The 24,052-nt window shown below is 71.5% G+C and carries 20 protein-coding genes; 10 read left to right on the plus strand and 10 right to left on the minus strand.

What is annotated here, in order from left to right:
* Positions 1-48 precede the first annotated feature (48 nt).
* The 5 genes from ACN28C_RS27510 to ACN28C_RS27530 all read right to left on the minus strand — a co-directional run bounded on the left by ACN28C_RS27510 (position 49) and on the right by ACN28C_RS27530 (position 5,870).
* Positions 49-1,623, minus strand: a complete 1,575-nt coding sequence (locus ACN28C_RS27510) for a glucoamylase family protein (RefSeq protein WP_422770415.1) — start codon at positions 1,621-1,623, stop codon at positions 49-51.
* 90 nt (positions 1,624-1,713) lie between these two features.
* A complete protein-coding gene (locus ACN28C_RS27515) occupies positions 1,714-2,619 on the minus strand; it encodes a carbohydrate ABC transporter permease (protein WP_422770416.1) in 906 nt (301 codons plus the stop codon).
* Positions 2,616-3,554, minus strand: a complete 939-nt coding sequence (locus ACN28C_RS27520) for a carbohydrate ABC transporter permease (protein ID WP_422770417.1) — start codon at positions 3,552-3,554, stop codon at positions 2,616-2,618. The genes ACN28C_RS27515 and ACN28C_RS27520 overlap by 4 nt, the downstream gene beginning before the upstream one ends.
* Before the next feature lies 1 nt (position 3,555).
* Positions 3,556-4,821 (minus strand): sugar ABC transporter substrate-binding protein, encoded by a 1,266-nt coding sequence (locus ACN28C_RS27525; protein WP_422770418.1) that lies wholly within the window; start codon positions 4,819-4,821, stop codon positions 3,556-3,558.
* A gap of 23 nt (positions 4,822-4,844) precedes the next feature.
* Positions 4,845-5,870 carry a LacI family DNA-binding transcriptional regulator gene (locus tag ACN28C_RS27530; RefSeq protein ID WP_422770419.1) on the minus strand — a complete coding sequence of 342 codons (1,026 nt, stop codon included), beginning with the start codon at positions 5,868-5,870 and terminating at the stop codon, positions 4,845-4,847.
* Between the two features lie 351 nt (positions 5,871-6,221).
* On the opposite strand from ACN28C_RS27530, the gene ACN28C_RS27535 reads away from it, so the two are divergent.
* A complete protein-coding gene (locus tag ACN28C_RS27535; protein WP_422770420.1) occupies positions 6,222-7,238 on the plus strand; it encodes an NAD(+)/NADH kinase in 1,017 nt (338 codons plus the stop codon).
* 38 nt (positions 7,239-7,276) lie between these two features.
* Here ACN28C_RS27535 and ACN28C_RS27540 read toward each other — a convergent pair whose 3' ends face one another.
* From ACN28C_RS27540 to ACN28C_RS27550, 3 genes are all read right to left on the minus strand, one after another.
* Positions 7,277-8,536 (minus strand): serine hydrolase domain-containing protein, encoded by a 1,260-nt coding sequence (locus tag ACN28C_RS27540; protein WP_422770421.1) that lies wholly within the window; start codon positions 8,534-8,536, stop codon positions 7,277-7,279.
* A gap of 320 nt (positions 8,537-8,856) precedes the next feature.
* Positions 8,857-10,386 (minus strand): hypothetical protein, encoded by a 1,530-nt coding sequence (locus ACN28C_RS27545; protein ID WP_422770422.1) that lies wholly within the window; start codon positions 10,384-10,386, stop codon positions 8,857-8,859.
* 186 nt (positions 10,387-10,572) lie between these two features.
* On the minus strand, positions 10,573-12,465 hold the full coding sequence (locus tag ACN28C_RS27550) for a CocE/NonD family hydrolase (RefSeq protein ID WP_422770423.1): 1,893 nt from the start codon (positions 12,463-12,465) through the stop codon (positions 10,573-10,575).
* Positions 12,466-12,677: 212 nt separating this feature from the next.
* On the opposite strand from ACN28C_RS27550, the gene ACN28C_RS27555 reads away from it, so the two are divergent.
* The gene (locus ACN28C_RS27555; protein ID WP_422770424.1) at positions 12,678-13,511 is read left to right on the plus strand and encodes an N-formylglutamate amidohydrolase; all 834 of its coding nucleotides are present in this window, start codon (positions 12,678-12,680) and stop codon (positions 13,509-13,511) included.
* On the opposite strand, the gene ACN28C_RS27560 is transcribed toward ACN28C_RS27555, so the two are convergent.
* Positions 13,397-15,016, minus strand: coding sequence for an MFS transporter (locus ACN28C_RS27560; protein WP_422770425.1), 1,620 nt, complete (start codon positions 15,014-15,016; stop codon positions 13,397-13,399). The two genes, ACN28C_RS27555 and ACN28C_RS27560, sit on opposite strands and share 115 nt — an antisense overlap.
* Before the next feature lie 117 nt (positions 15,017-15,133).
* Here ACN28C_RS27560 and ACN28C_RS27565 point away from each other — a divergent pair, with 117 nt between their 5' ends.
* From ACN28C_RS27565 to ACN28C_RS27600, 8 genes are all read left to right on the plus strand, one after another.
* Complete coding sequence (locus ACN28C_RS27565; protein WP_422770426.1) at positions 15,134-15,874, plus strand: TetR/AcrR family transcriptional regulator; 741 nt, start codon at positions 15,134-15,136, stop codon at positions 15,872-15,874.
* 106 nt (positions 15,875-15,980) lie between these two features.
* Positions 15,981-17,024 carry a sodium:calcium antiporter gene (locus ACN28C_RS27570; protein ID WP_422770427.1) on the plus strand — a complete coding sequence of 348 codons (1,044 nt, stop codon included), beginning with the start codon at positions 15,981-15,983 and terminating at the stop codon, positions 17,022-17,024.
* A 58-nt stretch (positions 17,025-17,082) separates the two neighbouring features.
* Positions 17,083-18,405 (plus strand): hemolysin family protein, encoded by a 1,323-nt coding sequence (locus ACN28C_RS27575; RefSeq protein ID WP_422770428.1) that lies wholly within the window; start codon positions 17,083-17,085, stop codon positions 18,403-18,405.
* A gap of 98 nt (positions 18,406-18,503) precedes the next feature.
* A complete protein-coding gene (locus tag ACN28C_RS27580) occupies positions 18,504-19,313 on the plus strand; it encodes an SAM-dependent methyltransferase (RefSeq protein ID WP_422770429.1) in 810 nt (269 codons plus the stop codon).
* 237 nt (positions 19,314-19,550) lie between these two features.
* On the plus strand, positions 19,551-20,597 hold the full coding sequence (locus ACN28C_RS27585) for a LuxR C-terminal-related transcriptional regulator (protein WP_422770430.1): 1,047 nt from the start codon (positions 19,551-19,553) through the stop codon (positions 20,595-20,597).
* Entirely contained in the window at positions 20,594-21,115 is a 522-nt protein-coding gene (locus ACN28C_RS27590) for a hypothetical protein (RefSeq protein WP_422770431.1), read from the plus strand. The genes ACN28C_RS27585 and ACN28C_RS27590 overlap by 4 nt, the downstream gene beginning before the upstream one ends.
* A gap of 38 nt (positions 21,116-21,153) precedes the next feature.
* On the plus strand, positions 21,154-21,978 hold the full coding sequence (locus ACN28C_RS27595; protein ID WP_422770432.1) for an AfsR/SARP family transcriptional regulator: 825 nt from the start codon (positions 21,154-21,156) through the stop codon (positions 21,976-21,978).
* Between the two features lie 59 nt (positions 21,979-22,037).
* The gene (locus ACN28C_RS27600) at positions 22,038-22,997 is read left to right on the plus strand and encodes a phosphatase PAP2 family protein (protein ID WP_422770433.1); all 960 of its coding nucleotides are present in this window, start codon (positions 22,038-22,040) and stop codon (positions 22,995-22,997) included.
* Positions 22,998-23,022: 25 nt separating this feature from the next.
* On the opposite strand, the gene ACN28C_RS27605 is transcribed toward ACN28C_RS27600, so the two are convergent.
* Entirely contained in the window at positions 23,023-23,919 is an 897-nt protein-coding gene (locus tag ACN28C_RS27605) for a helix-turn-helix domain-containing protein (RefSeq protein ID WP_422770434.1), read from the minus strand.
* Positions 23,920-24,052: the final 133 nt, after the last annotated feature.

Raw genomic sequence — 24,052 nt, forward strand, 5'->3', positions numbered from 1 at the left:
TGCCTGCCGTTGCCGTCTGCTGTCCTGCTCGTCGGCCTGTTGCCCGGCCTACTGCCGGGGCGGTACGGAGAACTCCTCCATTCGCATCATCGGGCGGAGCAGCCGTTCCGCCCCGCCCCGGGTGAACGCCCGGCGCAGCACGTCGTCGCCGAGCAGGTTGCCCAGCGCGCCCAACACCATTCCCTGGTCGAGCGCGAGATAGCGCTTGGCGACGGTGCCGCTGCCCACCGCCACCGAGTCGTAGAAGCCGCCCGGGCCGTAGATGTCGAAGTCGCGGCGCAGCTTCGCCAGCTCGGCCTGTGCCTCGGCCGGGGCGTGCTGGAGGCCGAGGAAGACGGCGTGCGGGGTGACGACGCCGTCGCCGTACGCTTCGGGCTCCGGCTGGGCGGGGCGGTCGGGGCAACCGGCGAAGCCGTAGTCGACGCTGGTCCGCTCCTGGTCGCTGGTGTAGCCGGGGCCGTCCAGCCCCATCGCGTCGACCCCGTACTCGCGGTATCCGCCGGCCGGGTTGGAGGCGGGTGAGAAGCCCCAGTGGCCGTAGCCGGCGTCGCGCAGGCCGTGCTCGATCTGGCCGCGCACGTAGACCGGGTGGTTACGGGCCCAGCTCTTCGGCCCCCAGCGGGTCTCCGGGACGAACATGTCCGGCATGAACGCCTCGAACATGTCCCCGCCCCACGAGGGTACGAACTGGAGGCCCCGGTAGCGGTAGGCGCCCTCGAAGACCCGGACCCCGGCGTACTCGCGGTATTCGCCGACCGGCTTCATCTCCTGCCACGACCAGTCGCAGGTGTCGGGGAAGGTCCGCCACGGGCCGAAGTAGTGTGCCGGCGGCACCTGGCCCCGGGCGATCGCCACATAGCTGATCATGCGGGTCTCGCTGTTGAAGGCGCCGTAGGTGTGGCAGGTGTAGTGGACGTCCGGCCCACGGTCCCGGTAGTTGCCGGGCAGCGAGCAGCCTGGCGGCGGCTCGACCCAGAATCCGCCGCGCATCAGCCCGACCGGCACGTCGGCACCGAGGGCCTGCGGGTCGTAGTAGAAGCCGAAGTCCATGCCGTTCAGCAGCGGGTCGGCCTTGCGGCGCAGCTGTGGCAGCGCGTTGTGCACGATCATCAGCGCGGCAGCCAACCACGCGTTGTCCACACTGGAGGCGAACGGGTAGACCGGCTCGCCATCCTCCGGCCAGGTGCGCAGCAGCTCCAGCGTGGCCGGGTCGTACCAGTTGTAGAACATGCCGGAGTCGGCGTGCCGGTCGAGCCGGGCCAGCGCGTCGAGGGCGGCGCCGACCCTCGCGACCAGCTCCCGCTCCCCGATCAGCCTCAGCTCCCGGGCCACGACGGCCGACCAGATGTACGAGCCGACGTTGGTCGGCGAGGTGTACTTCGCCCGACTGCCGGCGGCGAGGTCACCGCCGATGTTGTCGGCGGGCAGCCCGGTGCCGGGGTCGGTCATCGCGACCATCGAGCGCCAGGTGTCGGCGGCCCAGCGGGTGGCGGCGGCCCGGTCGACGGCACCGGGCGGCGAGCCGGCCGAGGGCACGTCCGGCGCGGCGGATGCAACGCCGGCCGGCGCGGCCATGGTGAGGGCGAGGGCCGCCGCCAGGGCGACCCGGACGGGACGGATCATGGTGTTACCTCCGGGGGTACGGCGTCGGGGGAGGCCGACGTGGCGTCGGAAGGTCGTCACTTCAGTCGCGTCGTCACTTCAGTCGCATCGTCACTTCAGTCCGGTGGTCGCGATGCCGCGCACGAAGTGCCGCTGCAACACGACGAAGACGATCAGCACGGGCAGCACCACCACGACCGAGCCGGCGAGCAGCAGCCCGAAGTTGGTCTGGTTCTGCCCGACGCTGTAGAGGGCCAGGGCGACCGGCAGGGTGTATTTGTCCTCGGTGGTGGCCACCACCAGCGGCCAGATGAAGTTGTTCCAGCTTGCGAGGAAGCCGAGGATCGCGAGCGCGGCCAGGGCCGGCCGGCAGAGTGGCAGCACGATCCGGACGAAGATGCGCAGCTCGCCGGCGCCGTCGACCCGGGCCGACTCGATCAGCTCGTCCGGGATGGAAAGCATGAACTGACGCATCAGGAACGCGCCCAGCGCCCAGGCCAGGAACGGCAGCACCAGCGCGGCGTAGGTGTTGCTCAGGCCGAGATTGGCGATCAGCACGAAGAGCGGGACGAAGGTCACCATGCTGGGCACCATCACCGCGCCGAGCACCAGGCCGAACAGGGCACGCCGGCCCGGGAAGCGGAGCTTGGTCAGCGCGTAGCCGACGGCCGAGCACAGCACGACGTTGCCGATCGTGACCAGCACGGCCACCAGGGCGGAGTTGAAGAAATATGTCGGGAAGTCGAGCCGGCCGAACAACTCACGGTAGTTCTCCAGCGTCAACCGCTCCGGCCACCAGGTCGGCGGCAGGAGCCGGATCTCGCTCTCCGACTTGAACGACGACACCAGCATCCACAGGAACGGGCCGACCATCACCAGCAGGCCCGCCACCAGCACCAGGTGCAGGACGACGGCGGCCACCCGGTCGCGGCGGCGGCGTACCGGCCGGTCGGAGCCGGCGCCGGATGCCGGCGACGCGGTGGGCGGTCGGCGCGGGGACGTGACCTGGGTGGTCACCGGGACACCTCCTCGGTCGAGCGCAGCAGCCGGAACCAGAGGATCGTCAGCAGCACGATCACCACGAAGAGCAGATAGCTCATCGCCGAGGCGTAGCCGTAGTTGCCGAACCCGAACTGGTTGTAGATGTGGTAGGAGACGGACAGCGTCGAGTTGAGCGGGCCGCCCCGGGTCATCACCAGCGGCTCCTCGAAGAACTGGAGATAGCCGATGGTTGCGATGACCCCGACGAAGAGCAGGGTCGGCCGCAGCGACGGCAGGGTGACGTAGCGGAACTGCTGCCAGGGGCTCGCCCCGTCGATCCGGGCCGCCTCGTAGAGGTGCTGCGGGATCGCCTGCAATCCCGCCAGGAAGATCACCATCTGGTAGCCGAGGTTGCGCCAGGCGGCCATCACGATCAGCGACGGCAGGGCGAGGTCGCTGCGCTGCAACCAGCTCGGCCCCGCCACCCCGACCAGCCCGAGCAGGCTGTTGAGCAGGCCGCTGTCCGGCTGGAGGAGAAACCGCCAGACCACGGCGATCGCCACGATGCTGCTGACCACCGGCAGGTAGTAGCCGACCCGGAACACCGTGCGGAAGCGGGTCAGTCCCGAGTTGAGCCCCAGCGCCGCCGCCAGCCCGGCGACCATGGTCAGCGGTACGCCGACCAGCACGAAGATCGCGGTGTTCACGGTCGCCCGGACGAAGAGTTCGTCGCCGAAGAGCCGGGTGTAGTTCTCCAGACCGACGACGTTGACGGCGAACGGGGTACGCAGGTCGGCGCTGCGCAGGTCGGTGAAGCTCATCAGCAGCGAGGCCAGCACCGGACCGGCCAGGAAAACCAGGAGCAGGGCCGTGAAGGGCAGAGCGAAGCCCCAGCCGACCGCCGCCCGGCGCAGGCGCAGTCCGGCACCACCCCGCCGCCGAGGGCCCGCGTCGGGCGCGACCGCAGTCATCTCAGACCCCGGTACCGATCGAGGTCGCCCGCTGCTGCATCGCCCTGGCCGCCTCCGCCGCGTCGAGACCGGCCTTCGCCATCTTCTCGGTCTCGCCGTCGATCGCCGCGGCGACCTGCTCCCAGGTGGGGATCGCCGGTGGCGACTTCGCGTCCTCGAGCTGCTTGCCGAAGGTGGAGAGCAGCGGGTCGCCGCCGAGCGTCGGATCGTCCCAGCCCTGCTTGACCGCCGGCAGGTCGCTCACGGTCTTGTACCACTTCGTCTGGACGTCCGGACGGCTCAGGTAGGCGACGAACTTCCACGCCCCGTCGCGGTTCTTGGCGTCCTTGAACACTGCCAGGTCACCGCCGCCGACGAAGGATGTCGCCGACTGCCGGGCCGGCATCGTCCACAGCGTGAACTTGTCGGCGCCGCCCTGCTCCTTCAGCACCCCGATGTGCCACGGACCGGACGGGAACGCCCCGATCTCACCCCTGAGGAAGGCCGGTTCCAGGCCGTCCGCCGGCAGACCCTTCGGCGCCAACCCCTCGTCGAAGAAGGACTTGTAGTATGCGAACGCCTCTACCGCCTGCGGGCTGTCGAGCGTGAAGGTGCCGTCCGTGGCCACGTCGCCGCCGTTGGACCAGACGAACGGCATCACACTCTGCCAGGTCCCGATCGCGGAGCCCGGCGGTAGCAGATTCACCCCCCACTCGGCGCCGCCCCTCGACTTCATGGCGGCGACGGCGGACTTGAACTCCTCCCAGGTCTTCGGTGGGGAGGTGATGCCGGCCCGGGTGGCCACGGCGGTGTTCACGTAGAAGAGTCGGGTCTCGACATACCACGGCACGCCGTACGAGGTGCCGTCGACGACGGTGGTGTCCCAGGCACCCTCGTAGAAGTCGTCCTTCCTGACCAGGTCGGCCGGGGTCGGGTCCAGCCCGCCGGTCTTGGCGAACTCGCCCATCCAGGTGGTGCCGATCAGGCTGACGTCCGGGGTCTGTTTCGCCGCGATGGCGGTGGCGAGCTTGTCGTGCGCGCCGTCCCACGGGATCGGCGTCACCGTGACCTTCGCCTCCGGGTTCTCCTTCATGAAGTCGTCCGCGAGGACGGAGAGCTTCTCCCCCTCGGTGCCCATCGCCCAGACCGTGATCTCACCGGTCGCCTTCCCCTCCGCGATCGGCGGGGCCGCCTCCTGGTTGCCACCACTCTCGTCCCGGCCGCAGCCGGTCATCGCGATCACCGCCGCGACGACCACGGCCGCACCGGACCGTCTCCATGCCCTCATCTCGGACCTCCGTTTCGCCGTCGTCATCTCGGTTCCTCCGTCTCGGGGTCGTGGGGACCGCAGCTCGTCCGCACGACGAGCCGGGTCGGCAGCACCTCGCGCCGCACCGCTGCCCCGCTGCCGGTCATCCGGTCCTGCAACCACCGCGCCGCGGTCGCGCCCAACTCCCGCATCGGCTGGTGCACGGTGGTGAGCCCGGCGTAGCGGGCGGCCATCACGTCGTCCCAGCCGGTGATCGCGACGTCGGCGGGAACGCTCAGGCCCAGCTCGGCGGCGGCGGCCAGCGCGCCGAGCGCGACCTCGTCGTTGGCGCAGACCAGCACCTCCGGGCGGGGCGAGGCGGCCAGTGCCTGCCGGGCGGCCCGGTGCCCGGCGTCCACGTCGAAGGCACAGCGCACCGGCGCGCCGGGCGGCTCGCGCCCGGCGTCGGCGAGCGTCTCCCGGACCGCCCGGTACCGGGCGGTCACGTCGGGCGAGGAGTCCGGGTCGCCCAGGTAGGCGAGGTGCCGGTAGCCGTGCCCGAGCAGGTGCGTGACCAGGCGCCGGGCACCGGTGTCGTTGTCGGCCGTGATGGTGTCCAGCGCGCCGACCGCCACTCGGGCCAGCAGCACGGTCGGTACGCCGGTCTCGGCGACCTGTCCGACGATCTCGTCGGTGACCGTGCGGCCCATCACGACCATCCCGTCCACCCGGCGGGCCAGCTCGAGCACCTTGCGGGCCGGGTCGGGGCGGCCGTGCGTGGCGAGGATCAGCACGCTGTTGCCCAGCTCGGCGGCGACCTCCTCGTAGCCGAGCACCACCTCGGAGTAGTAGGGACCGGCGAGGTCGGGAAAGACGATGCCGTTGGCGGCGTGCCGCCCCTCGGCCAGGGACTGCCCCAGCCGGCTGGGCCGGAACTGCAGCTCCTCGACCGCTGCCAGGACCCGGCGACGGGTCTCCGGGGCGACGTAGTCGGTGCCGCGCAGTGCCCGCGACACGGTGGCGATCGAGACGCCGACGCGCTGGGCGACCTCGTAGATCGTCACCTGTGGCCGGTCCTGCAGCGTCATACCAACTCCATCAAGACAGGGCAAATCCATCCGGAAGCGCTTACAGGCTCCGGACCATCTACCCGGTTTCCGGAAGCGCTTACAGTGGCCCCAGCCTGGCCCCGCACTACGTCGCTGTCAAGCGGAGCGGGGCAACTTCCGATACCACAGTCCTGTTACCGCGGCTGTTACACGGCCATGACGAGAAGAAAAATACGCAGAGTGCCCATGCTCCTCTCCTCAGTCAGGAGGCCGCGACACCACCGTCCGCGCGGCGGGCCCACCTCCGTGATACGCAGTGGCCGGTACCGTGATCGGATCGTTCACCGGCCGAGGACCGGCGCGTCGGTGCCAGACGGGAGAGACGAGAGCATGACAGGCGAGCGGATCGGCTTGGTGGTGCACGAGGGCCGGGCGGCGGCGGTGAAGGCGGCCGCAACCGTCCGGCGCTGGGCCGCGGACCACTCGGTCGAGGTCAGCGCCATCGACGTCTGGGACCCCTCCTGGGGGCATCAGCAGCGCCGCAACGCGGGCGACGAGGCCGAGGCGGCCGGCCATCCGGCGCTGGTGGTGACCATCGGCGGGGACGGGACGTTCCTGCGTGGCGCCCGGATCGCGGCCAAGGACGGCGTACCGGTGCTCGGCATCAACGTGGGCCGGGTGGGTTTCCTGACGGAGATCGAGCCAACCGAGATCGACACGGCACTGGACGCGTTCTTCTCCGGCCGGGTGCAGCTCGACGAACGGCTGATGCTGACGCTCTGCGCCTCCCGCCCGCTGGAGATCCCCGGCGGGATGGAGGCGCTGCTGCGGTACGGGCGTGGCCCGTTGCTCCCGCCGCCCCCGCCACTGCCGCGTACGGCGGAGCCGGTCGACCATCCGGGCGTGGCGCTGGACCTCACCGCGCTCAACGACATCGTCTTCGAGAAGCTGGCCCGCGACCGTCAGGCCAGCCTCGGCGTCTACCTGGACGAGACGCTCTTTGCCTCCTACTCGGCCGACGCCCTCGTGGTGGCCAGCCCGACCGGCTCCACCGCCTACAACTTCGCCGCCGGCGGTCCGATCCTCTCCCCCCGGCTCAGCGCGCTCGTCTTCACCCCCGTCGCCCCGCACATGGTCTTCAACCGCAGCCTGGTGATGGCCGCCGACGAGGCGGTGACGGTACGGGTCCTGGAGCGCTCCGGCCAGGTGGCGGTCAGCGTGGACGGGCAGCTACGCGGCGTGCTGGACCCCGGCGACTGGGTGACGGTGCTGCCGGCCCGCGCACCGGCCCATCTGGTACGGCTGCGCCCGTCGCGGTTCTACTCCCGGTTGCGGGAGCGCTTCTCCCTGGCGGACGCGCCCGCCGCCGTCGCCGACAGCCGGCAGGGGGACCAGCCCGACGGTTGAGCGCCGCGGGCGGTACCGGTCTGGTCATGTCGGGCCCGTCACCCCCGTACGCAGGCCGCCGCCAGCCGTTGGAACTCGTCGGACCCGCCGTCGAAGAGGAAGTCGACGGTTTGCGTCAGCGCGATCGCGATCAGGTCCCGGTTCGGATCGTTGAACCAGGCGGTGCCGTAACCGCCCTCCCAGCCATAACGTCCCGGCTCCGAGATCTCGTCCGGCACGACGCTGACGCCCATGCCGTAGCCCCAACCGCGTCCCGTGAGCGGGTACAACCCGGCCGCGGCGAGCTGCTGCGGCGTCAGATGATTACTCGTCAGCAGCCGGACCGACTCCTCGGACAGCAGGCGCCGGCCGTGCCGGACTCCCCGGTCGAGCAGCATCCGGCTGAACGCCAGGTAGTCGTCGACGGTGGAAACCAGCCCGGCGGCGCCGGAGGGAAACGCGGGCGATCGGGTCCACTCCTGCGGCAGTGAGACCGGTTGCGGCCGCAACTGTCCGGTCTCCGGGTCCGCCGCGTAGAGGCCGGGCAGCCGGCGTGCGTCGGCGGCCGGCAGGGAGAATCCCGTCCGTCCCATGCCCAGAGGCCGGAACACCCGCTCGTGCAGGAAGTCTTCAAGCGGTCGACCCGAGGCTCGTGCGATCAGCACACCGAGGACGAGCGAGCCGGTGTTGTACTGCCAGCGTTCGCCCGGCTGGTACATCAGCGGCAGGGTGCCGAAGCGCCGGATCCACTCGTCCGGCTCGTGCGGCGTGCGTGGGTCCGGCTCCGCCAGCACCAGTTGCAGCCGGTTCGCGGCGTCGATCACCGGGTACGGCGGCTGGAAGCTCGGTTCGAAGATTATGCCGTGGCCCATCCGGAACGTCAGGAGGTCCTCGACGGTGATCGGGCGAGCAGCCGGAACGGTCTGGTCGAGCGGCCCGTCGATGCGGCTGAGCACGCGCTGATCGGCCAGCTCGGGAAGCAGGCGGTCGACCGGCTCGTGCAGCGCGAGCCTGCCGTCCTCCACCAGCATCATCGCCGCCGAGGCGACGACCGGCTTCGTCATCGAGGCGATCCGGAACGGCGTACCACGCCGCATCGGCTCGGCACCTTCCAGCGCCAGGGTCCCGACCGTGTCGACGTGCACCATGCCACGGTGAGCGACGAGGTAGACGAGCCCGACGAGTTTGCCCTGGGCGACGCGAGCCGCCATGGCGTCGTGCAGGCGGGAGAGTCCCGCCCGCCACGAGTGTTGCCTTCCCCCGGTGCCGCCGGCCGACGCGGGCGCGGCCGAACCGCCCGCCAGCACGGCACCGGTCACCGCCGACACACCTACCGCAGCCGTACCCCTCAACAACTCTCGCCTGGCTACCACAGCACTCCCTCAATCTCATACCGCTGGCGTAGAGCGAGCCACCCTGCCGGCCACTCGCCCTCCGCCGCGGTCGAACGACGACGGCTGGTCCGCACGACCTGCCGCCATCAGTGGAGCAGGTTGCCGTTTCACCGCGGCTTCACCGACAGTCGGGAGCTGGTCCCCGCGATGGCACCGAGCGTGTCGAGCGACGCCCACGTCCGTTGAGTCGCGCCTGGCGGACGTACCCGACCAACCATCACGGTCCGCACCACACCACCTGTGGCCTAGTAGCGGCCGGGGTCACCGCCGTTCGGCGCGTACGCGTGCGGATGCGATTGCTGGTGCTGGTCCGCGGACTGCCGCGGCGAGGGTTGGAACGCGTCGAACGTGCTCGCGGCCTGTTCGCGCTGCTCGACCGGCTCGTGCCGCTGCTCAATCGGGTCGTGCCGCTCAGTCGGGTCGTGCCGTACGCCCGGCTCGTGCCGCTGCTCCGGCTCGTGCCGCACGGCCGCGGCGTGCTGCCGGTCGCCTGACTCGGGCCGGTCGCCTGACTCGGGCCGGTCGCCTGACTCGGGCCGGTCGCCCGGTCCGGTCCGGTCGACCGGCTCCACCGCCACCGGCTCGGCCACGACCGGCTCGGCCACGACCGGCTGCACCGGTGGCTCGGCCTGGGCGCGGCTGGCGTCGGCCCGGACCGCCACCATCTGGTATTCACCGGTCTCCCCGGTGAGCGCCGCAGCCGCCATGACCGCGGCGGCAGCCCGGTCCGCCAGCCGCTTCGCCTCCCGCTGCGTCCGGGCCCGTACCTCGGCGGCCTGCCGCTCGGCCTGCTCGGCCGCCCGCCTGGCCTCGTCGAGCCGGTTGAGCTCGGCGGTCAGGTCCTGCCGGACCTCGCCGAGGCGCTGCTGCAACTGGGCGAACTCGTGCTCCGCCGTGACCCCCTCCTGGCGGGACTGCGCGAGTCGCTGCTGCGCGGTCTCCTGCGCGGCCTGCAACCGGCTGAGCGCCTGCTGCCGCGTCTCGACCTCCTCCTGGAGCGCGGCCAACTGCTGCTGGTGGGCGGTGGCCTGCTCGTCCGCGCGCCGCCGCAGCTCGGAGGAGTATTGCTGGGCCTCCGCCCGGAGGTTCGCGTTCACCTCCTCGACCTGCTTCTGCTGGCGCTCCAGCTCCTGCTCGGTGGCCTTACGCAGGTCGGTCAGCTCCCGCTCCACGGTGGACTGCCACTGCGCCAGCTCCTGCTGGGTCTGCGTGCGGGCCGTCTCGATCTCCTGCTGGACCTGGTTGCGCGCCGCCTCCAGCATCGACTCGGCCTGGGCCTGGGCCCGTTCGAGCTGCTGCGTGCTCCGCTCGCTGACCCGCTGCGCCTCCTGCTCGGCCCGCTCCCGGCTCGCCTCGCCCTCGGCGACCAGTTTCTCGGCCTGCTCACGGGCGTCGGCGAGGACCCGCTCCGCCTCCGTCTGGTGTTCGTTGGCCCGCTGGGCGGCGGCGTCGACGATCACGCCGGCCTGTTTCTCGGCCAACGCCATGATCTGGTCGACCATCGGCCCCAGGTCCCGGAACGATGCCCGGTCCACCTGCGGCGGCCGTTCCCGCAGGTCGGTCAGCTCGGCCTGCACCTGCTGGAGATGGACGGTCAGCCCCTGGATGTGGCTGAACGCCTGCTCGCGCTCGGAGACGAGTTTCGACAGCTCGTTGGCGGTCTGCGCCACGTACTGCTCCACCTGCCGCTTGTCGTAGCCGCGCAGCGTGGTCTCGAAGCTGGGCCGTGAAGTCTTGTCCTCGTGCAGGTCGAAAAGCTCCTGGCCTTGGGACATGCGCCATCCTCCATACGGTCGCGAGCCCGGCGCGTCCGGGGGCACACGCCACTGGGGTAGGGCTCAACCGGCGGAGCATACACCTGGCGGCGACCTCACGGAGAGCCCGTGACCGGTCGTTTCCGCCCGGCCACGGTGTGCTCCCCCCGGCGGCCGTCCCGCGAACGGCCGCCGGGGGTGACCGGATCAGAGCCCGGCGGCGTGCGCGGCGGGGGTGCCGCCGACGATCGGCAGGACGATGTGGCTGGTCTTCAGCGCCACGTCGATGGTGGCCCGGTTCGGATCGACCTCGCTGGAGTACTGCGGATAGCTACCCACCACGATCACACCGATCCGGTGGCCGGGCTGGAAGACGTAGTCCTCCGGCAACAGCGGGAACTCGAAGTTGTAGCGCTGCCCCGGGACCAGCGGGGTGGCCCGGCGCAGCGACTGCCGGTTCTGCGCGTCCAGGATGCCCTTTGTGACCAGTTCGAGGTCGGCGGTGACCACCCGCTTCGCGGTCTGCCGGTAGCAGCCGTCATCGGTCGGGCTGGTCTCGCCCCAGCAGTCCTGGGTTTCCAGGGTGATGATGCCCTCCCCCGACGCCCGGTGCGCCACCCGCTCGGCGGTGCCGTAGTCGACCAGGATCACCCCGAGGTTCGTGTCGGTCTTGTCGGCGGCGGCCCGCAGCTTCAGCACCGGCGTACCGGAGACGTGCACCGGGGCGCGCAGCGGCTCCGACAGGTACGCCAACCGGCTCGGTCGGACGGTCTCCGGGTCGAGGATCATGGTGTTCTGGCTCTGCGCCGGGTCGTCCGCGAAGGTCTGGGTGACCGCCTTCTGCACCGGCACCAGCTTGAGGCCGCCCGCGCCGCCGCTGCCCGGCTGGAGGAAGACCTCGGTCTCGGTGCTCCCCGGGATGGGCCAGTCCGCGTGCGTTTCCCACACGTCGGCGGAGCGCTCCAGGTCGACCCGGGGCTCGTCCATGATCCCGTTCGGCACCTGGTGCAACCAGTAGTCGAACCAGCGGTGCAGCGTCGCCACCCAGACCGCCCGGCGCGAGTCGAAGGGGTCGACGTGTCCCTCCTGGGAGAGCCAGAGCTTCCGCGGCACGTCGTTGGCGGCCAGCTCGTACCAGAACTTGCTGAAGTGGTCCGGCCGCACGTTGTCGTCGTTGAGGCCGTGATAGAGCAGGACGCTGGCCTTGACCCGGTCCGCCCGTTTGACGTAGCTGCGCTCGCCCCAGAACGGCGAGTAGTCGCCCGTCTCGTCGCCGTCGGCGGCGGCCATCGCGTCCCGGACCGGCTTGCAGTAGTCCCGCCGCTCCGGGTTCGTCACCGCGTTCGCCAGGTAGGCCACGTAACTGTTGCCCCGGGTGACCACGCCGTTGCTGCGTACGTAGTCGTAGTATTCCGTCGGGCCGCTGATCGGCACGATCGTGGTCAGGCCCTTCACGCCGGTCACGGCCGTCGCCATGGCCAGCGAACCGTCGTACGACTTGCCGATCATCCCGGTACGACCGTTGTGCCACTCGGCCTCGACAACCTGCCCCGCGGCATTGCGCGCCGTGGCCCGGCCGTTGAGCCAGTTCACCGCCTGCTTGGCGCTGAGGTTGTCCTGGTTGGCGTTGGTGGTCGGGCAGCCGGTCGAGTTGTTGGTGCCGACCATGTCCAGCAGGATCACCGCGTAGCCACGCGGCACGAAGTAGTTGTCGTAGAAGAGCGGCCACTTGTCGAGCAGGCCGTCGCCGTCCATGTCGACCTTGCACTCGGACTCGTTGCCGCGACAGATCGTCGAGTAGTACGGGCTGGCGTCCATGATGACCGGCACCTTGAGCCCGTCGGCGGTGGCCTTCGGCCGGATCAGGTCGAACGCGATGATGTCGCGCAGGCCGTCGTTGTCGCTGTCGAACGTGGAGTCGATGAAGAGCCGTTCCCGGATGGCGTCGGCGTAGCCGAAGACCGGCTGGGTCACGCCGTCACCGACCACGATCGACGGTGCCTGCCGGGCGAGCGCCGGTGGCGCGGCGCCCAGCACGGCGACCAGCGCCACCGGAAGCACCGCGAGTCCGACCCGCCAGATCCTGTTGATCCGACCCATACCCACTCCTTATTCGCCGGTCAGGGGCGTGGGTAGGTTACGAGCCGGGCTCTCGATCGAACAACGTACATCTGTCGGAACCTCTCCCGCCCGGCCCCGACGCCGCGCGGAACGGCCGCCGCGCAGGCGCCGCTCTGTTCGCCGCCGCCGGGCCGGTACCGTCGTGCTAGCGTCCCCGACGACAGGCAGGCAGGCGGCCGGACGGGGACGGGGTGCAGCGGAGCGGGCCGGAGCCGGCGACCGGCTTCCAGGTCGTGCCGGGCGACGCCGACAGCGGCGTCCTGCTGCACGTGCCGCACGCCGGCCGGCTGGTCCCGCCGGAGGTACGCCGAGGGCTGCTGCTGGACGATGCCGCTCTCGCCGCCGAGCTGGCCAGGATGACCGACGCGCACACCGACCGGATCGCGGCCGGGGCCGCCGCGCTCGCCGGGCGCAGACCGTGGATGTTCGTCAACCTGCTCTCCCGGCTGGTCGTCGACCCCGAACGGTTCCCGGACGAGCGCGAGCCGATGCGGGCGGTCGGGATGGCCGCCGTCTACACCCGGACCAGCGACGGTTCCCGGCTGCGCGCCGACGACCGAGTGGCGGAGGAGGATCTGCTGGAGCGCTGGTACCGGCCCTACGCCCTGGCGGTCGCCGACCTCGTGGACACCCGGTTGGCCGCGCGGGGCCGGCTGACCATCCTGGACGTGCACTCCTATCCGAGCCACCGGCTGCCGTACGAGATCGGCGGTGCCGGCCGGCCGGCGGTCTGCCTCGGCACCGACCCGGTGCACACCCCGGACCGGCTGCTGGCAGCCGGCCGGGCGGCGTTCGCCGGCTGCGGCGAGATCGACGTGGACACGCCGTTCGCGGGCTGCTACGTGCCGTTGCGGCACTACGGCCGGGACCGCCGGGTGAGCGCCCTGATGCTGGAGATCCGGCGGGACGGCTACCTGGTCGAGCCCGGCGGCCCGCCGACCGGCGGGCTGGTCACCCTGGCCGGGGCGCTGGCAAGACTCGTCGACGAGGTCGAGGCCGCCGAGGCGGACTGTTCCACCGGCTGACCCGGCTCGCCGACCTCGACCGGCGCCACGGGCGCGGGCACCGGCGGGGCCGGTCGCGGCCGGATGACCAGCGCCGCCACCACCGCGGCGGCGATGCCGCCGGCCACTCCGACCAGCGCGGTGCCGGACATCGCCTCGACGAAGGCGTCCCGGGCCAGGCGGGCCAGCCCGGCGTCCCCGGTGGCGGCGGCGATCCGGAGTGCTTCGCCGATCGACTCCCGGGCCGGTCCCGCCCAGGCCGGCATCGCGGCCCGGTAGGTGGCGGTCAGCACGCTGCCCAGGACCGCGACGCTGAGTGCCGCGCCGATCTGCGCCACGGTGTCGTTGACCGCCGAGCCGACGCCGGCCCGCTCCTGCGGCAGCGCGGCGAGCAGGGTGCCGACGGCGGGTGGGCCGGCGATCCCGCTGCCCGCCCCGATCAGGACCAGCGCGACGGCCAGCGTCGGATAGCCGTCGGCGGACCCGATGGAGGCGAGCACCCCGAAGCCGGCGGCCATCAGCGACAGCCCGGAAGCGACCGCGACCCGGGCGCCGAACCGCTTGTCGACCACGACGCCGAGGCCGTTGCAGGCCAGCACGGTGACCAGCATCGGCACGAACGCCAGGCCGGCACGGAGCGGCTCGTAGCCGAGGACGAACTGGAGGTACTGGGTCAGGGCGAGCAGCACGCCTCCGGCGGCGAGGGAGAGCAGCACGATCGAGAGACTGGCTCCGCCGAAGTTGCGGTCCCGGAACAACGCCGTCGGCACCATCGGCTCGGCGACCCGGTGCTCCCAGAGCGCGAAGGTGGCGAGCAGCACGACCGCGGCGACGAGCCCGCCGACGGTCGACGCGGACGACCAGCCGTGCTGCGCCGAGGAGATGACCGCCCAGACCAGTGCCGTCATCCCGAGCGTGCAGAGCAGCGCGCCGACAACGTCGGGACGGCCGGCCGGACCCCGCGACTCGGGGATGATCGCGAGCGCGGCCACGATGCCGAGGACGGCGATCGGGACGTTCAACAGGAAGATCGAACCCCACCAGAAGTGCTGCAACAGCAGGCCGCCGAGGGTCGGGCCGCCGAGGCCGCCGAGCACCAGTACCGAGCTCCAGATTGCGATTGCCTTCTTCCGCTCGGAGTCGTCGAAGACCGTGGTGAGGATGGCGAGGGTGCCGGGCATCAGGAAGGCGCCGCCCACGCCCATCAGCGCCCGGGCCGCAATGAGCTGACCGGGCGTCTGGCAGAGGGTGGCCAGCACCGACGCGCCGCCGAAGACGGCCAGGCCGATGACCAGGGCCCGCCGTCGGCCGTACCGGTCGGAGAGGCTGCCGGCGACGAGCAGCAGGCCGGCGAAGACCAGGATGTACGCGTCGAGGATCCACTGGATGTCCGAGGTGCTCGCGCCGAGGTCGCGCATCAGCGACGGGATCGCGATGTTGAGCACCATGTTGTCGATGACGGCCACCAGCAGGCTCAGACAGAGCACGCCAAGGATCCACCAGCGCCGTGGGTGGGATGTGGGCATGGACGACCTCCGCTCGCGGCGCACGCCCGTACAGCGTGCGAGGGTTCTCGCACACCGTACAGCAATCTCGAACACCGTACGACGGTCGCTAGACTGGCCGGGTCGGAAGGATCGTGGATGCCCTCTAAGTCGGACCCGTTCACCAGCTCGGTGTGGCTGCGCCCGTCCCGGGCCCGGGGCGAACAGCCCACACTGAGCCGGGAGCAGATCGTGCGCACCGCGATCGAACTGCTGGACGCCGAGGGACCGGCCGGGCTGAGCATGCGCCGCCTCGGCACCCGGCTCGGCGCGGGCGCGACCTCGGTGTACTGGTACGTGGCGAACAAGGACGAACTGCTCGAACTCGCGGTCGACGAGGTGATGGGCGAGGTCTACGTGCCCGAGGTCGGCGACACGAGCTGGCGGGTGGGCGCCTCGGTCCTGGCCACCGGCATCCGGGCGATGTTGCTGCGCCACCCCTGGGCGATCGGCCTGCTCGGCGTGCGGCCGACCATCGGCCCCAACGCGATGCGCATCGGCGACCGCACGGTGGCCCTGCTCACCGCCGCCGGCTTCGCAGGGCTGGAGCTGGCCCACGCGAGTGCGATGCTGAGCGCGCACGCGATCGGCTCCGCGACGACTGTCTCGGCGATGCTGAACAGCATGCGACGGTCCGGCATGTCGATGCGCGAGATCGCGGAGAAGCTCGAAGCGAACGTACGGCGGATCGCCCCCGACCACCCGCACTACGACGAGTGGCGGCAGCAGGTGGGTCCGGCCGCCTACGACCCGGAGCGGGTCTGGGACGAGAGCTTCATGTTCGGGCTGGAGCGGCTCCTCGACGGCCTGGAGATGTGGCTGGACCGGTCGGACCGGTGACGGTCCGCGCCGGCCGCCGGTACGGCCCGCTCCCCCACCCGGCCCGCTCACGATCTGCGGGTGCGGCGGCACGCTTCGAAGCTCGCAACCCGGGAATAACCGCCCGATGCTGGGCTTTCTACCCGCCACGCCCTGGCCGCTCGGTCCGACCGTCGGCATCTTCGCCGTCGCCAGCCTGATCACGATCCTCGGCAGCATCCGGCTGGTCGCCCTCGGCGACGCACTGGCGGACCGGACCGGCTGGGGCGAGGCCGTCTTCGGCGTGGTCTTCTTCGGCGTCGCGACCGGGCTCTCCGGGATCGTGATCACCGCGGTCACGGCGGCGGGCGGGCACCCACATCTCGGCTACAGCAACGCCGTCGGCGGTATCGCCGCCCAGACCACCGCCGTCGCGGTCGCCGACGCCTTCTACCGCCGGGTCAACCTCGAACACGCCGCCGCCTCGGTCTCAAACCTGCTCTTCGGCTGCCTACTGATCGCCCTGCTCGCGCTGGCCCTGCTGGGCAGTTACAGCCCGGACGTCACCATCGGCGGGATCCACCCGGTCTCGATCGCGCTCGTCGCCTGCTATCTCGGCGGGCTGCGGCTGATCCGGACCGCCGGCACCAGGCCGATGTGGCAGGCCGTCGGCACCACCGAGACCCTCCCCGACGTGCCGCAGGAGCACGGCGTCCTCGACAGCTACCGCATGCCCGTGCTCTGGCTGCGCTTCGCCGTGGTCGGCCTGGTCGTCGCGGCCAGCGGCTGGGGGGTGTCGCTGGCCGCCGAGAGTCTCGTCGAGACCACCGGCCTCACCGCCGGGTTCACCGGCGGTGTGCTGCTCGGCATCGTCAACGGCCTGCCGGAGACCGTCACCGCCATCGCCGCCGTACGCCGGGGTGCGGTCACCCTCGCCATCGCCGCCGTCCTCGGCGGGAACATCCTCGACGTGATCACGCTGGTGGTCGGGGACATCGCCTACCGGCAGGGCTCCATCTACCACGCAGCAGGCAACGAGGACCTCTTCATCACCACCAGCGGCCTGCTGATGACCGTCATCCTGCTCGCCGGGCTGCTCGTCCGGCAGACCTGCGGCTGGGGGCGGCTGGGCTTCGAGGGGAGCCTGCTGCTCGCCACGTACCTCGGAATGACGATCGTGCTCGCCACCTGAGCCGGGCGTACCGGTAGGTTGAGGCCCGCACCCCGCGGGATGAGGAGGCCGGGCGTCGGTGGACGGCTACGGGCTACAGGTGGCACTGGTTCTGTTTCTGGTACTGGTCAACGCGGCGTTCTCCGGCAGCGAGATGGCGCTGGTGTCGCTGCGGGAGAGCCAGGTGCAACGGCTGGAGCGCCAGTCGCGCGGTGGCCGGGTGCTGGCGCGGCTCGCCCGCGACCCCAACCGGTTCCTCGCCACCATCCAGATCTACATCACGCTGGCCAACTTCCTCGCCTCGGCCGCCGCGGCCGTCTCGCTGGCCGCGCCCCTGGTGCCGGCGCTCGACGTCCTCGGCTCGGCCGCCGAACCCGCCTCCATCGTCCTGGTGACGATCCTGCTGACCTTCGTCAGCCTGGTCCTCGGCGAACTCGCCCCGAAACGGGTCGCGATGCAGCGGGCCGAGGGCTGGTCACTTCTGGTGGCCCGCCCGCTCGACCTGCTCGCCGCGTTCTCCCGCCCCGTCGTGTGGCTGCTCAGCAGGGCCACGAACCTGGTCGTCCGGCTGGCCGGCGCCGATCCCGAGGGCCGCCCGGAGGAGGTCAGCGCCGAGGAACTGCGGGACATGGTCACGGCACAGCGCGGGCTCTCCGCCGAGCACCGCACGATCATCAGCGGGGCATTCGAGATCGCCGACCGGATCCTGCGGGAGATCCTCGTACCGCGCGGCCAGGTCGTCACGCTGCACGCCGGGCTGCCCACCGCGCAGGCACGACGCCTGCTCGCCGAGTCCGGCCACAGCCGGGCGCCGGTCGTCACCCGGGGTGGCCTCGACGACGTGGTCGGCATCGTCCACCTGCGAGACCTGCTCGACGACACGGGCGCGGTCGCCGAGCACGCCGCGCCGGCGCTCTTCCTGCCCGAGACGCTCGGGGTCACCGACGCCCTGCGGCAGATGCGCCAGCAGCGCCAGCAGTTCGCCGTCGTTGTCGACGAGCGGGGCGCCAACGACGGCATCGTCACCATGGAGGACCTGATCGAGGAGATCGTCGGCGAGATCTACGACGAGACCGACCGGGACGTCCAGGCGGTCGTCCGGGAGCCCGACGGCGCGATGCTGGTGGCCGGCACGTTTCCGATCCACGACCTGCCCGACATCGGTCTCGCGCTCGACGAACCCGACGGCGGCGACTACACCACCGTCGCCGGCCTACTCCTCGCCCGTCTCGGCCACATCCCCACGGAGCCGGGCGAGAGCGTCGAGTTGCCGGCCTTCACCGCGCAGGTCGCCGAGGTCTCCCGGCGCGCCATCAGCAGGGTGCGGCTCCGGCCCCGCCCGGCCGGCACGGGCGGCGACGAAGCGTACGACCCGACCGGCGTCGTGCCGGAGCAGCGCTGAGAACGCGCGGTCGCGCGCCCGCGGGCATATACCTACCGGAGATCGACCCTCTACCGTGGAGAGGTCGTTTTCGATGGGGAGACCAGAAGGAAGGCCAAGTGACGAAGGAAGCATTGCCGCCCCACCACCTCGCGTCCGACAAGCTCGACAGCGGCGTGCCGCACTCCGCCCGGATCTGGAACTACTGGATGGGCGGAAAGGACAACTTCGCCGCGGACCGGGCCGCCGGTGACGCCTACGTGCAGCATTTCCCGGGCATCGTCCCGCTGGCCAAGCAGTCACGGCAGTTCCTCATCCGCGCCGTCGGTCATCTGGCGGCGGACAGGGGCATCCGCAACTTCCTCGACATCGGCACCGGCCTGCCGACCCTGGACAACACCCACCAGGTCGCGCAGCGGGCCGCCCCGGAGTCCCGGGTCGTCTACGTGGACAACGACCCGCTCGTGCTGACGCACGCCCGCGCCCTGCTCAGCAACACGACTCCGGAGGGCGTCACCGACTACGTCGAGGCGGATTTCCACGATCCGGACCAGATCATCGCCGACGCCCGGAACATCCTGAACTTCACCCAGCCGATCGCGGTCATGTTCATGGGCGTCCTGGGTCACGTCGCCGACTTCGACGAGGTCCGCTCCATCGTGTCCCGGGTAATGGCCGCCGTGCCGAGCGGCAGCTACCTGATCCTCTGGGACAGCACCAACACCAGTGCGGGGTTCGACGAGGCCCAGCAGGGCTACGACGACACCGGCGCCGTCCCGTACGTCCTGCGCAGCCCGGCCCAGATCGAGCAGTGCTTCGACGGCCTGACCCTGCTGGAACCGGGCGTGGTCTCCATCTCGCGGTGGCGCGCGGAGGACCCCGACGCGGAGCCGGTCGACGGATACGGCGGCGTCGCGCAGAAGCCCTGACCTGCCGGGTGACCACTCCGGTCCGGGTGTCGACCCGGCCGGAGCGGTCACCCGAGGGCCTGCCGGCAGCGGCGACCCGGTGAAACGGGTGGGGGCGCCCCGTCATGCCACAATCACGCGTCCCGTCATTGCGCGATCACGCAACGAATCAGTCCTGCGGCCGTTCCGGCCCGAGACATCGGTGGCGTCCTGTGTTTGTATCGCGGCGTAGCGATTCCCAGGGGGAGGGAGTTGTCCATGACGGGGAGGGGTGCAGGCGGGCTCGCCGTCGGCCGGGCGGTGCCGCTGCTGGTCCGCTGGGGGATCTCCGCCGATGCCGACCTGGTCTACCGCTGCCTGGTCAGCTTCGGCTCGCGGGATGCCGGCACGGTCGCAGCCAATCTCGGGCTCGCCGGGCGGCGGGTCCGGGCCGCGATCGACGAGTTGGAGGATGCCGATCTGATCGGGCCGACCGCCGCGTCGCCCGAGCCGGGTGCCGGAGCGGTGACCTGGCAGGCGATGCCGGTGGAGGTGGCGGTCACGACGCTGCGACAGCGGGCACTGCGGCGGGCCCGCCCCGCTGCCGGGGGCTTCGCCGACCTGGTGCGCCCGGGGGCGCGGCGCCCGCTTGCGGCCCGGCGCCTGCCGGACCGCGCGACGACCCGCAGCCGCATCGCCGAGCTGGTGGCGCTGGAGCGTACCGAGCACCTGGCGATGAATCCGGAGAAGGTCTTCAGCGCCGACGCCCTGGCGATCGCCGCCCCCATGGACATCGCCCTGCTCGAGCGCCGGGTCCGGCTGCGCTCGCTCGGCCGGTCACCGGCCGACGGCGACCGGTCGTCGCGGCACGCCACGGAGTTCGCCCGACTCGGCGGCGAATACCGGGAGGCGCCCGAGCTGCCGCAGAAACTGATGATCTTCGACCGACGCGTCGCGCTGATCGCCGTCGATCCACTGGGCCTGGACGAGGGAACCTGGGAGGTCGTCGATCCAGGAACGGTCGCCTCGCTCGTCTCGCTGTTCGTCCGGTACTGGACGGAGGCGACAGATCCACGCTGGAACGGAGTACCCGAGGTCGTGCTCACACCACGAGAGAAGGCGATCGTCGCGCTGCTCGCCCAGGGGCACACCGACACCAGTGTCGCGAAGGAGCTCGGCATGTCGACCCGCTCGGTCACGTACGCGCTGCGGTCCTTGATGGACCGGCTCGGCGTGGAAAACCGCTTCCAGCTCGGCCTCGCCCTCGGCGCCATGCAGGCGGCGAGCCCGCACAGCACCGAATCCACTGATGGAGAGGATCGATGAAACGCCTACTCGCGGCGCTGGTCGCCGCCCTCGTCACCACCGTGGCCGTCGTGGTCACCGCCGGGCCCGCGCTGGCGGCGGATCCGTGGCCGCGTATCCCGTGTGCCTCGGGCACCCTGGACGCCACCGTGACCGACGAGAAGGAGGGCGACTTCCTCACCCTGGCGGGTCAGCTCGACTGCGCCGATCCGAAGGCGGCCGCCAGTTTCGGGTACGCCATCTACGAGTCCGTCTTTTCGCACGGTCTCCTGTACGCCTCCCACTTCCGACCGTACGCACCCGCCGGGTCCACGCCGTTCCACGAGGCGAAGCGGGTCCCGGACGGGGAGGTGGATCTCGCGATCTGTGTCGTCACCGACTACGACGCGCGGGTCGCGTGCCTCCGGGCGGTCTGGGACTACCTGGAGGGAGCGGTGGTCGTGCGGCCACTGCCGACGGACGATCCGCTGGTCGACCGCGTGGTCCAGGTGGTGGCGGCGGACTGGAAACCCCGCCCCGTCTGCGGGACCTGCTGGTAACGCGTCCGCAACCGTCGTCGCTCAGGGGGGAGTGGATGATGGGTAGTGACCTGGAAATCGGCCTGCTCGGTCCGGTGCGGGTGGTCCTGGACGGCCGGCCGGTGACCGTCGCCGCACCCCGCCGACAGGTGGCGCTCAGCGCGTTGGCGCTCACTCCGGGGCGGGCCGTCAGCACCGCCACGCTGACGAGATACCTCTGGGGCGAGGAGCCGCCGGCGCTGGCCCGGCGTGCGCTCTCCACCATCGTCACCCGGGTCCGGCAGGACCTCGGCACGGACGTGATCTCCAGCGCGGCGGGTGGCTACACACTCGCGGTGCCCAGGCACACCGTCGACGTGTTCCAGTTCCGCACCCTCGCCTGCGAGGCCCGGTACGCCGAACCCGCGACCGCCCTGGACCTGCTCGACCGGGCACTGGCGTGCTGGCGCGGCAGGCCGTTGCAGGACGTGGGTTCCGAATGGCTCGTCGCGGAGCACGCACCGGGCCTCACCGAGGAGTGGTACGCCGCGACCGAGCGCCGGATCGACCTGCTGCTCGCCGCCGGGGTGCACGGCGACCTGCTGCCGCAGCTGCGTGACCTCACCGCCCAGCAACCGCTGCGGGAGTCGCTGTGGGGTCGGCTGATGGTCGCGCTGTACCGGTCCGGCCGGCAGGCCGAGGCGCTGGAGACGTACCAGTCGGTGCGGGAGGTGCTGGTGGACCAGCTCGGTGTCGGGCCGGGCGAGGAACTGCGGAGCCTGCATCGCGCCGTACTGACGAACGACCCGGCGATCGCCGCCCCGGTGACCGTCACCCGCCCGACCAGACCCGCCGGACGGGATCTGCGGGTACGCCTGCGGGCGCGGCTGCGTCCGCGGCGATGACGACGGCCCCATGACCGGATCTTCACAGCTTCCGGACACGGAGGCTCCATCCTTGCCTCATGCACCTGGTATCGCCGCTGCGCCCGGTGTCGCCGCATCCGCCCGCGACGCCGCCGCAACCGCCACCGCCCTCACCGGGGCGACCCGTCGGGCGGCTGCTCCGGGCCGGGCTGGGTGGCCTGCTCGGGTTCGTCCTGACCGCCGTCGGATTTGTCGGCACCGCCGCCGGTCAGAGTCTCGACGGCAGGTTGCTTCCCCGGGCCGAACGCGGTGGCGGATACGAGCAACCGACCGACCTGGTCGGGCCGGCAAAGGCGGTGCTGGCCTGCTTCGGTGACCTCAGATTACTGGGGCTGCTGGTCGGCGCGATACTGCTGCTGGGCGTGCTGAACCGGCGGCCGTGGGCAGGGTTGGCCGGGGTCCTCCTGGTCGGCGCCGCCGTTGTCGCCGCGAGCGCCGCCAAGCAGGCGATCATCCGGCCGGATCTCGCGGTACCGACCTCGACGACGCACAACAGCTTTCCCAGCGGCCATGTCACGGCGGCGATGGCGCTGCTGCTCGCCACCCTCCTCGTGCTCCCCGCGCCGGCCCGCTGGTGGGTCGCGCTCCCGGGCGCGGTCGGGGTCTGCGCCGTCGGGGCGGCGACCATGATCGCCGGTTGGCACCGCTTCAGCGACGTCGTCGGCGGGGTACTGCTGGCCGCGACGCTGTTCTGCCCGGTCGCCGCCGCGCTGGCGAGGCCCCGCCCGGGTGCCGGTGGTGGCACCGGGCCGGGCGGCGTGGCGCTCGGGCTGGTCGGGCTGGTCGGGCTGCTCGGCGGCGTACCGCTGCTCGCGCTTCTCGGCGGCGGCCCGTCGCTGCACCCGGGGGCCGTGCCGGTCGGCCTGGGTGGGCCGTTCGCCGCGATCGCGGCCGGCAGCGGGCTCGTGTTGCTGCTCGTCGCCGGCATTCTGGCCGTACTGCGGCCGGTGGACTTCGCCGGCCCCACGCCGCACGGCGGTCAGGTGCCGATGTCGTAGCGGCCCCGGCTGGGAAGAGGGCTGCTCAGTGCGGCGCCTCGTCGAGGTCACGGATGATCCGGTCCAGGATCTGGAAGGTGTCCTTCAGCGGCGCGGCCTCGATGAACAGCCGGTTCACCGCCTCGAAGTAGCAGTCCACATCCTCACGCTTGTCCAGGTAGAGCGCGCTGGTCAGCTGCTCGATGTAGACCAGGTCGGCCAGCTCCGGCTGCGGAAAGCGCAGGATGCTGAAGGCGCCGCCGGCCGCGGCGTGCCCACCGGCGGCGAGCGGGACCACCTGGAGTTTGACGTTCGGCATCTTCGTGACGATGCCGATCAGCGCCTCGAGCTGGTCGCGCATCACCTCCGGGCCGCCGACCGGCCGCCGGAGTGCGGCCTCGTCCACCACAGCCCAGAGCATCGGCGGATCCGGCCTGGTCAGCACCTGCTGCCGCTCCATCCGCAGCCGTACCCGGCGGGCGACCTCGTCCTCCCGGGCGGAGCCGTGGCCGAGGCGCACCACCGCCCGCGCGTACTCCTCGGTCTGCAGCAGGCCCGGGACGAACTGCACCTCGTAGGTGCGGATCAGCGTCGCCGTCGCCTCCAGGCCGAGGTAGCGCTGGAACCAGTTCGGCGTGACGTCGCTGTAGGAGTGCCACCAGACCGAGGCGTTCGCCTCGCGGGCTCGCGCCAGCAACGCCGCCCGTTCCTGCTCGTCGTGCACGCCGTAGAGCGTGAGCAGGTCGAGGATGTCGCGTTCCTTGAAGCCGACCCGCCCGAGCTCCATCCGGGTGATCTTCGACTCCGAGGCACGAATCGGGTCGGCTGCCTCCGCCTTGGTCAAGCCCTGCTGCTCGCGCAGGCGTCTCAGTTGGGCACCCACGAGTATGCGTACGGCCGTGGGGCCGTCACCGGGTCCGTCCCGCAGCTCTGCTCCGCTCACCCCACACCTCCGGCATTGTCCCGACGCCAAGCATGCCATCGTGCCGGGCCCGGAGCTAGCGATCGACCAGAGCCGACGTCGAAGCTTGACCCGATGGTGCCCGGACTCTGCCGAACTTCCGCCCCGTGTGGAC

This window comes from Plantactinospora sp. WMMC1484, assembly GCF_049315195.1.
In the GTDB taxonomy this organism is placed as follows: domain Bacteria; phylum Actinomycetota; class Actinomycetes; order Mycobacteriales; family Micromonosporaceae; genus Plantactinospora.

Bases quoted from the DNA above. Each gene is read 5' to 3' on its own strand.
- ACN28C_RS27510 (WP_422770415.1), bottom strand. From the start codon at position 1,623: ATGATCCGTCCCGTCCGGGTCGCCCTGGCGGCGGCCCTCGCCCTCACC.
- ACN28C_RS27520 (WP_422770417.1), bottom strand. From the start codon at position 3,554: ATGACTGCGGTCGCGCCCGACGCGGGCCCTCGGCGGCGGGGTGGTGCC.
- ACN28C_RS27525 (WP_422770418.1), bottom strand. From the start codon at position 4,821: ATGAGGGCATGGAGACGGTCCGGTGCGGCCGTGGTCGTCGCGGCGGTG.
- ACN28C_RS27530 (WP_422770419.1), bottom strand. From the start codon at position 5,870: ATGACGCTGCAGGACCGGCCACAGGTGACGATCTACGAGGTCGCCCAG.
- ACN28C_RS27535 (WP_422770420.1), top strand. From the start codon at position 6,222: ATGACAGGCGAGCGGATCGGCTTGGTGGTGCACGAGGGCCGGGCGGCG.
- ACN28C_RS27545 (WP_422770422.1), bottom strand. From the start codon at position 10,386: ATGTCCCAAGGCCAGGAGCTTTTCGACCTGCACGAGGACAAGACTTCA.
- ACN28C_RS27550 (WP_422770423.1), bottom strand. From the start codon at position 12,465: ATGGGTCGGATCAACAGGATCTGGCGGGTCGGACTCGCGGTGCTTCCG.
- ACN28C_RS27560 (WP_422770425.1), bottom strand. From the start codon at position 15,016: ATGCCCACATCCCACCCACGGCGCTGGTGGATCCTTGGCGTGCTCTGT.
- ACN28C_RS27565 (WP_422770426.1), top strand. From the start codon at position 15,134: ATGCCCTCTAAGTCGGACCCGTTCACCAGCTCGGTGTGGCTGCGCCCG.
- ACN28C_RS27570 (WP_422770427.1), top strand. From the start codon at position 15,981: ATGCTGGGCTTTCTACCCGCCACGCCCTGGCCGCTCGGTCCGACCGTC.
- ACN28C_RS27585 (WP_422770430.1), top strand. From the start codon at position 19,551: ATGACGGGGAGGGGTGCAGGCGGGCTCGCCGTCGGCCGGGCGGTGCCG.
- ACN28C_RS27590 (WP_422770431.1), top strand. From the start codon at position 20,594: ATGAAACGCCTACTCGCGGCGCTGGTCGCCGCCCTCGTCACCACCGTG.
- ACN28C_RS27595 (WP_422770432.1), top strand. From the start codon at position 21,154: ATGGGTAGTGACCTGGAAATCGGCCTGCTCGGTCCGGTGCGGGTGGTC.
- ACN28C_RS27600 (WP_422770433.1), top strand. From the start codon at position 22,038: ATGCACCTGGTATCGCCGCTGCGCCCGGTGTCGCCGCATCCGCCCGCG.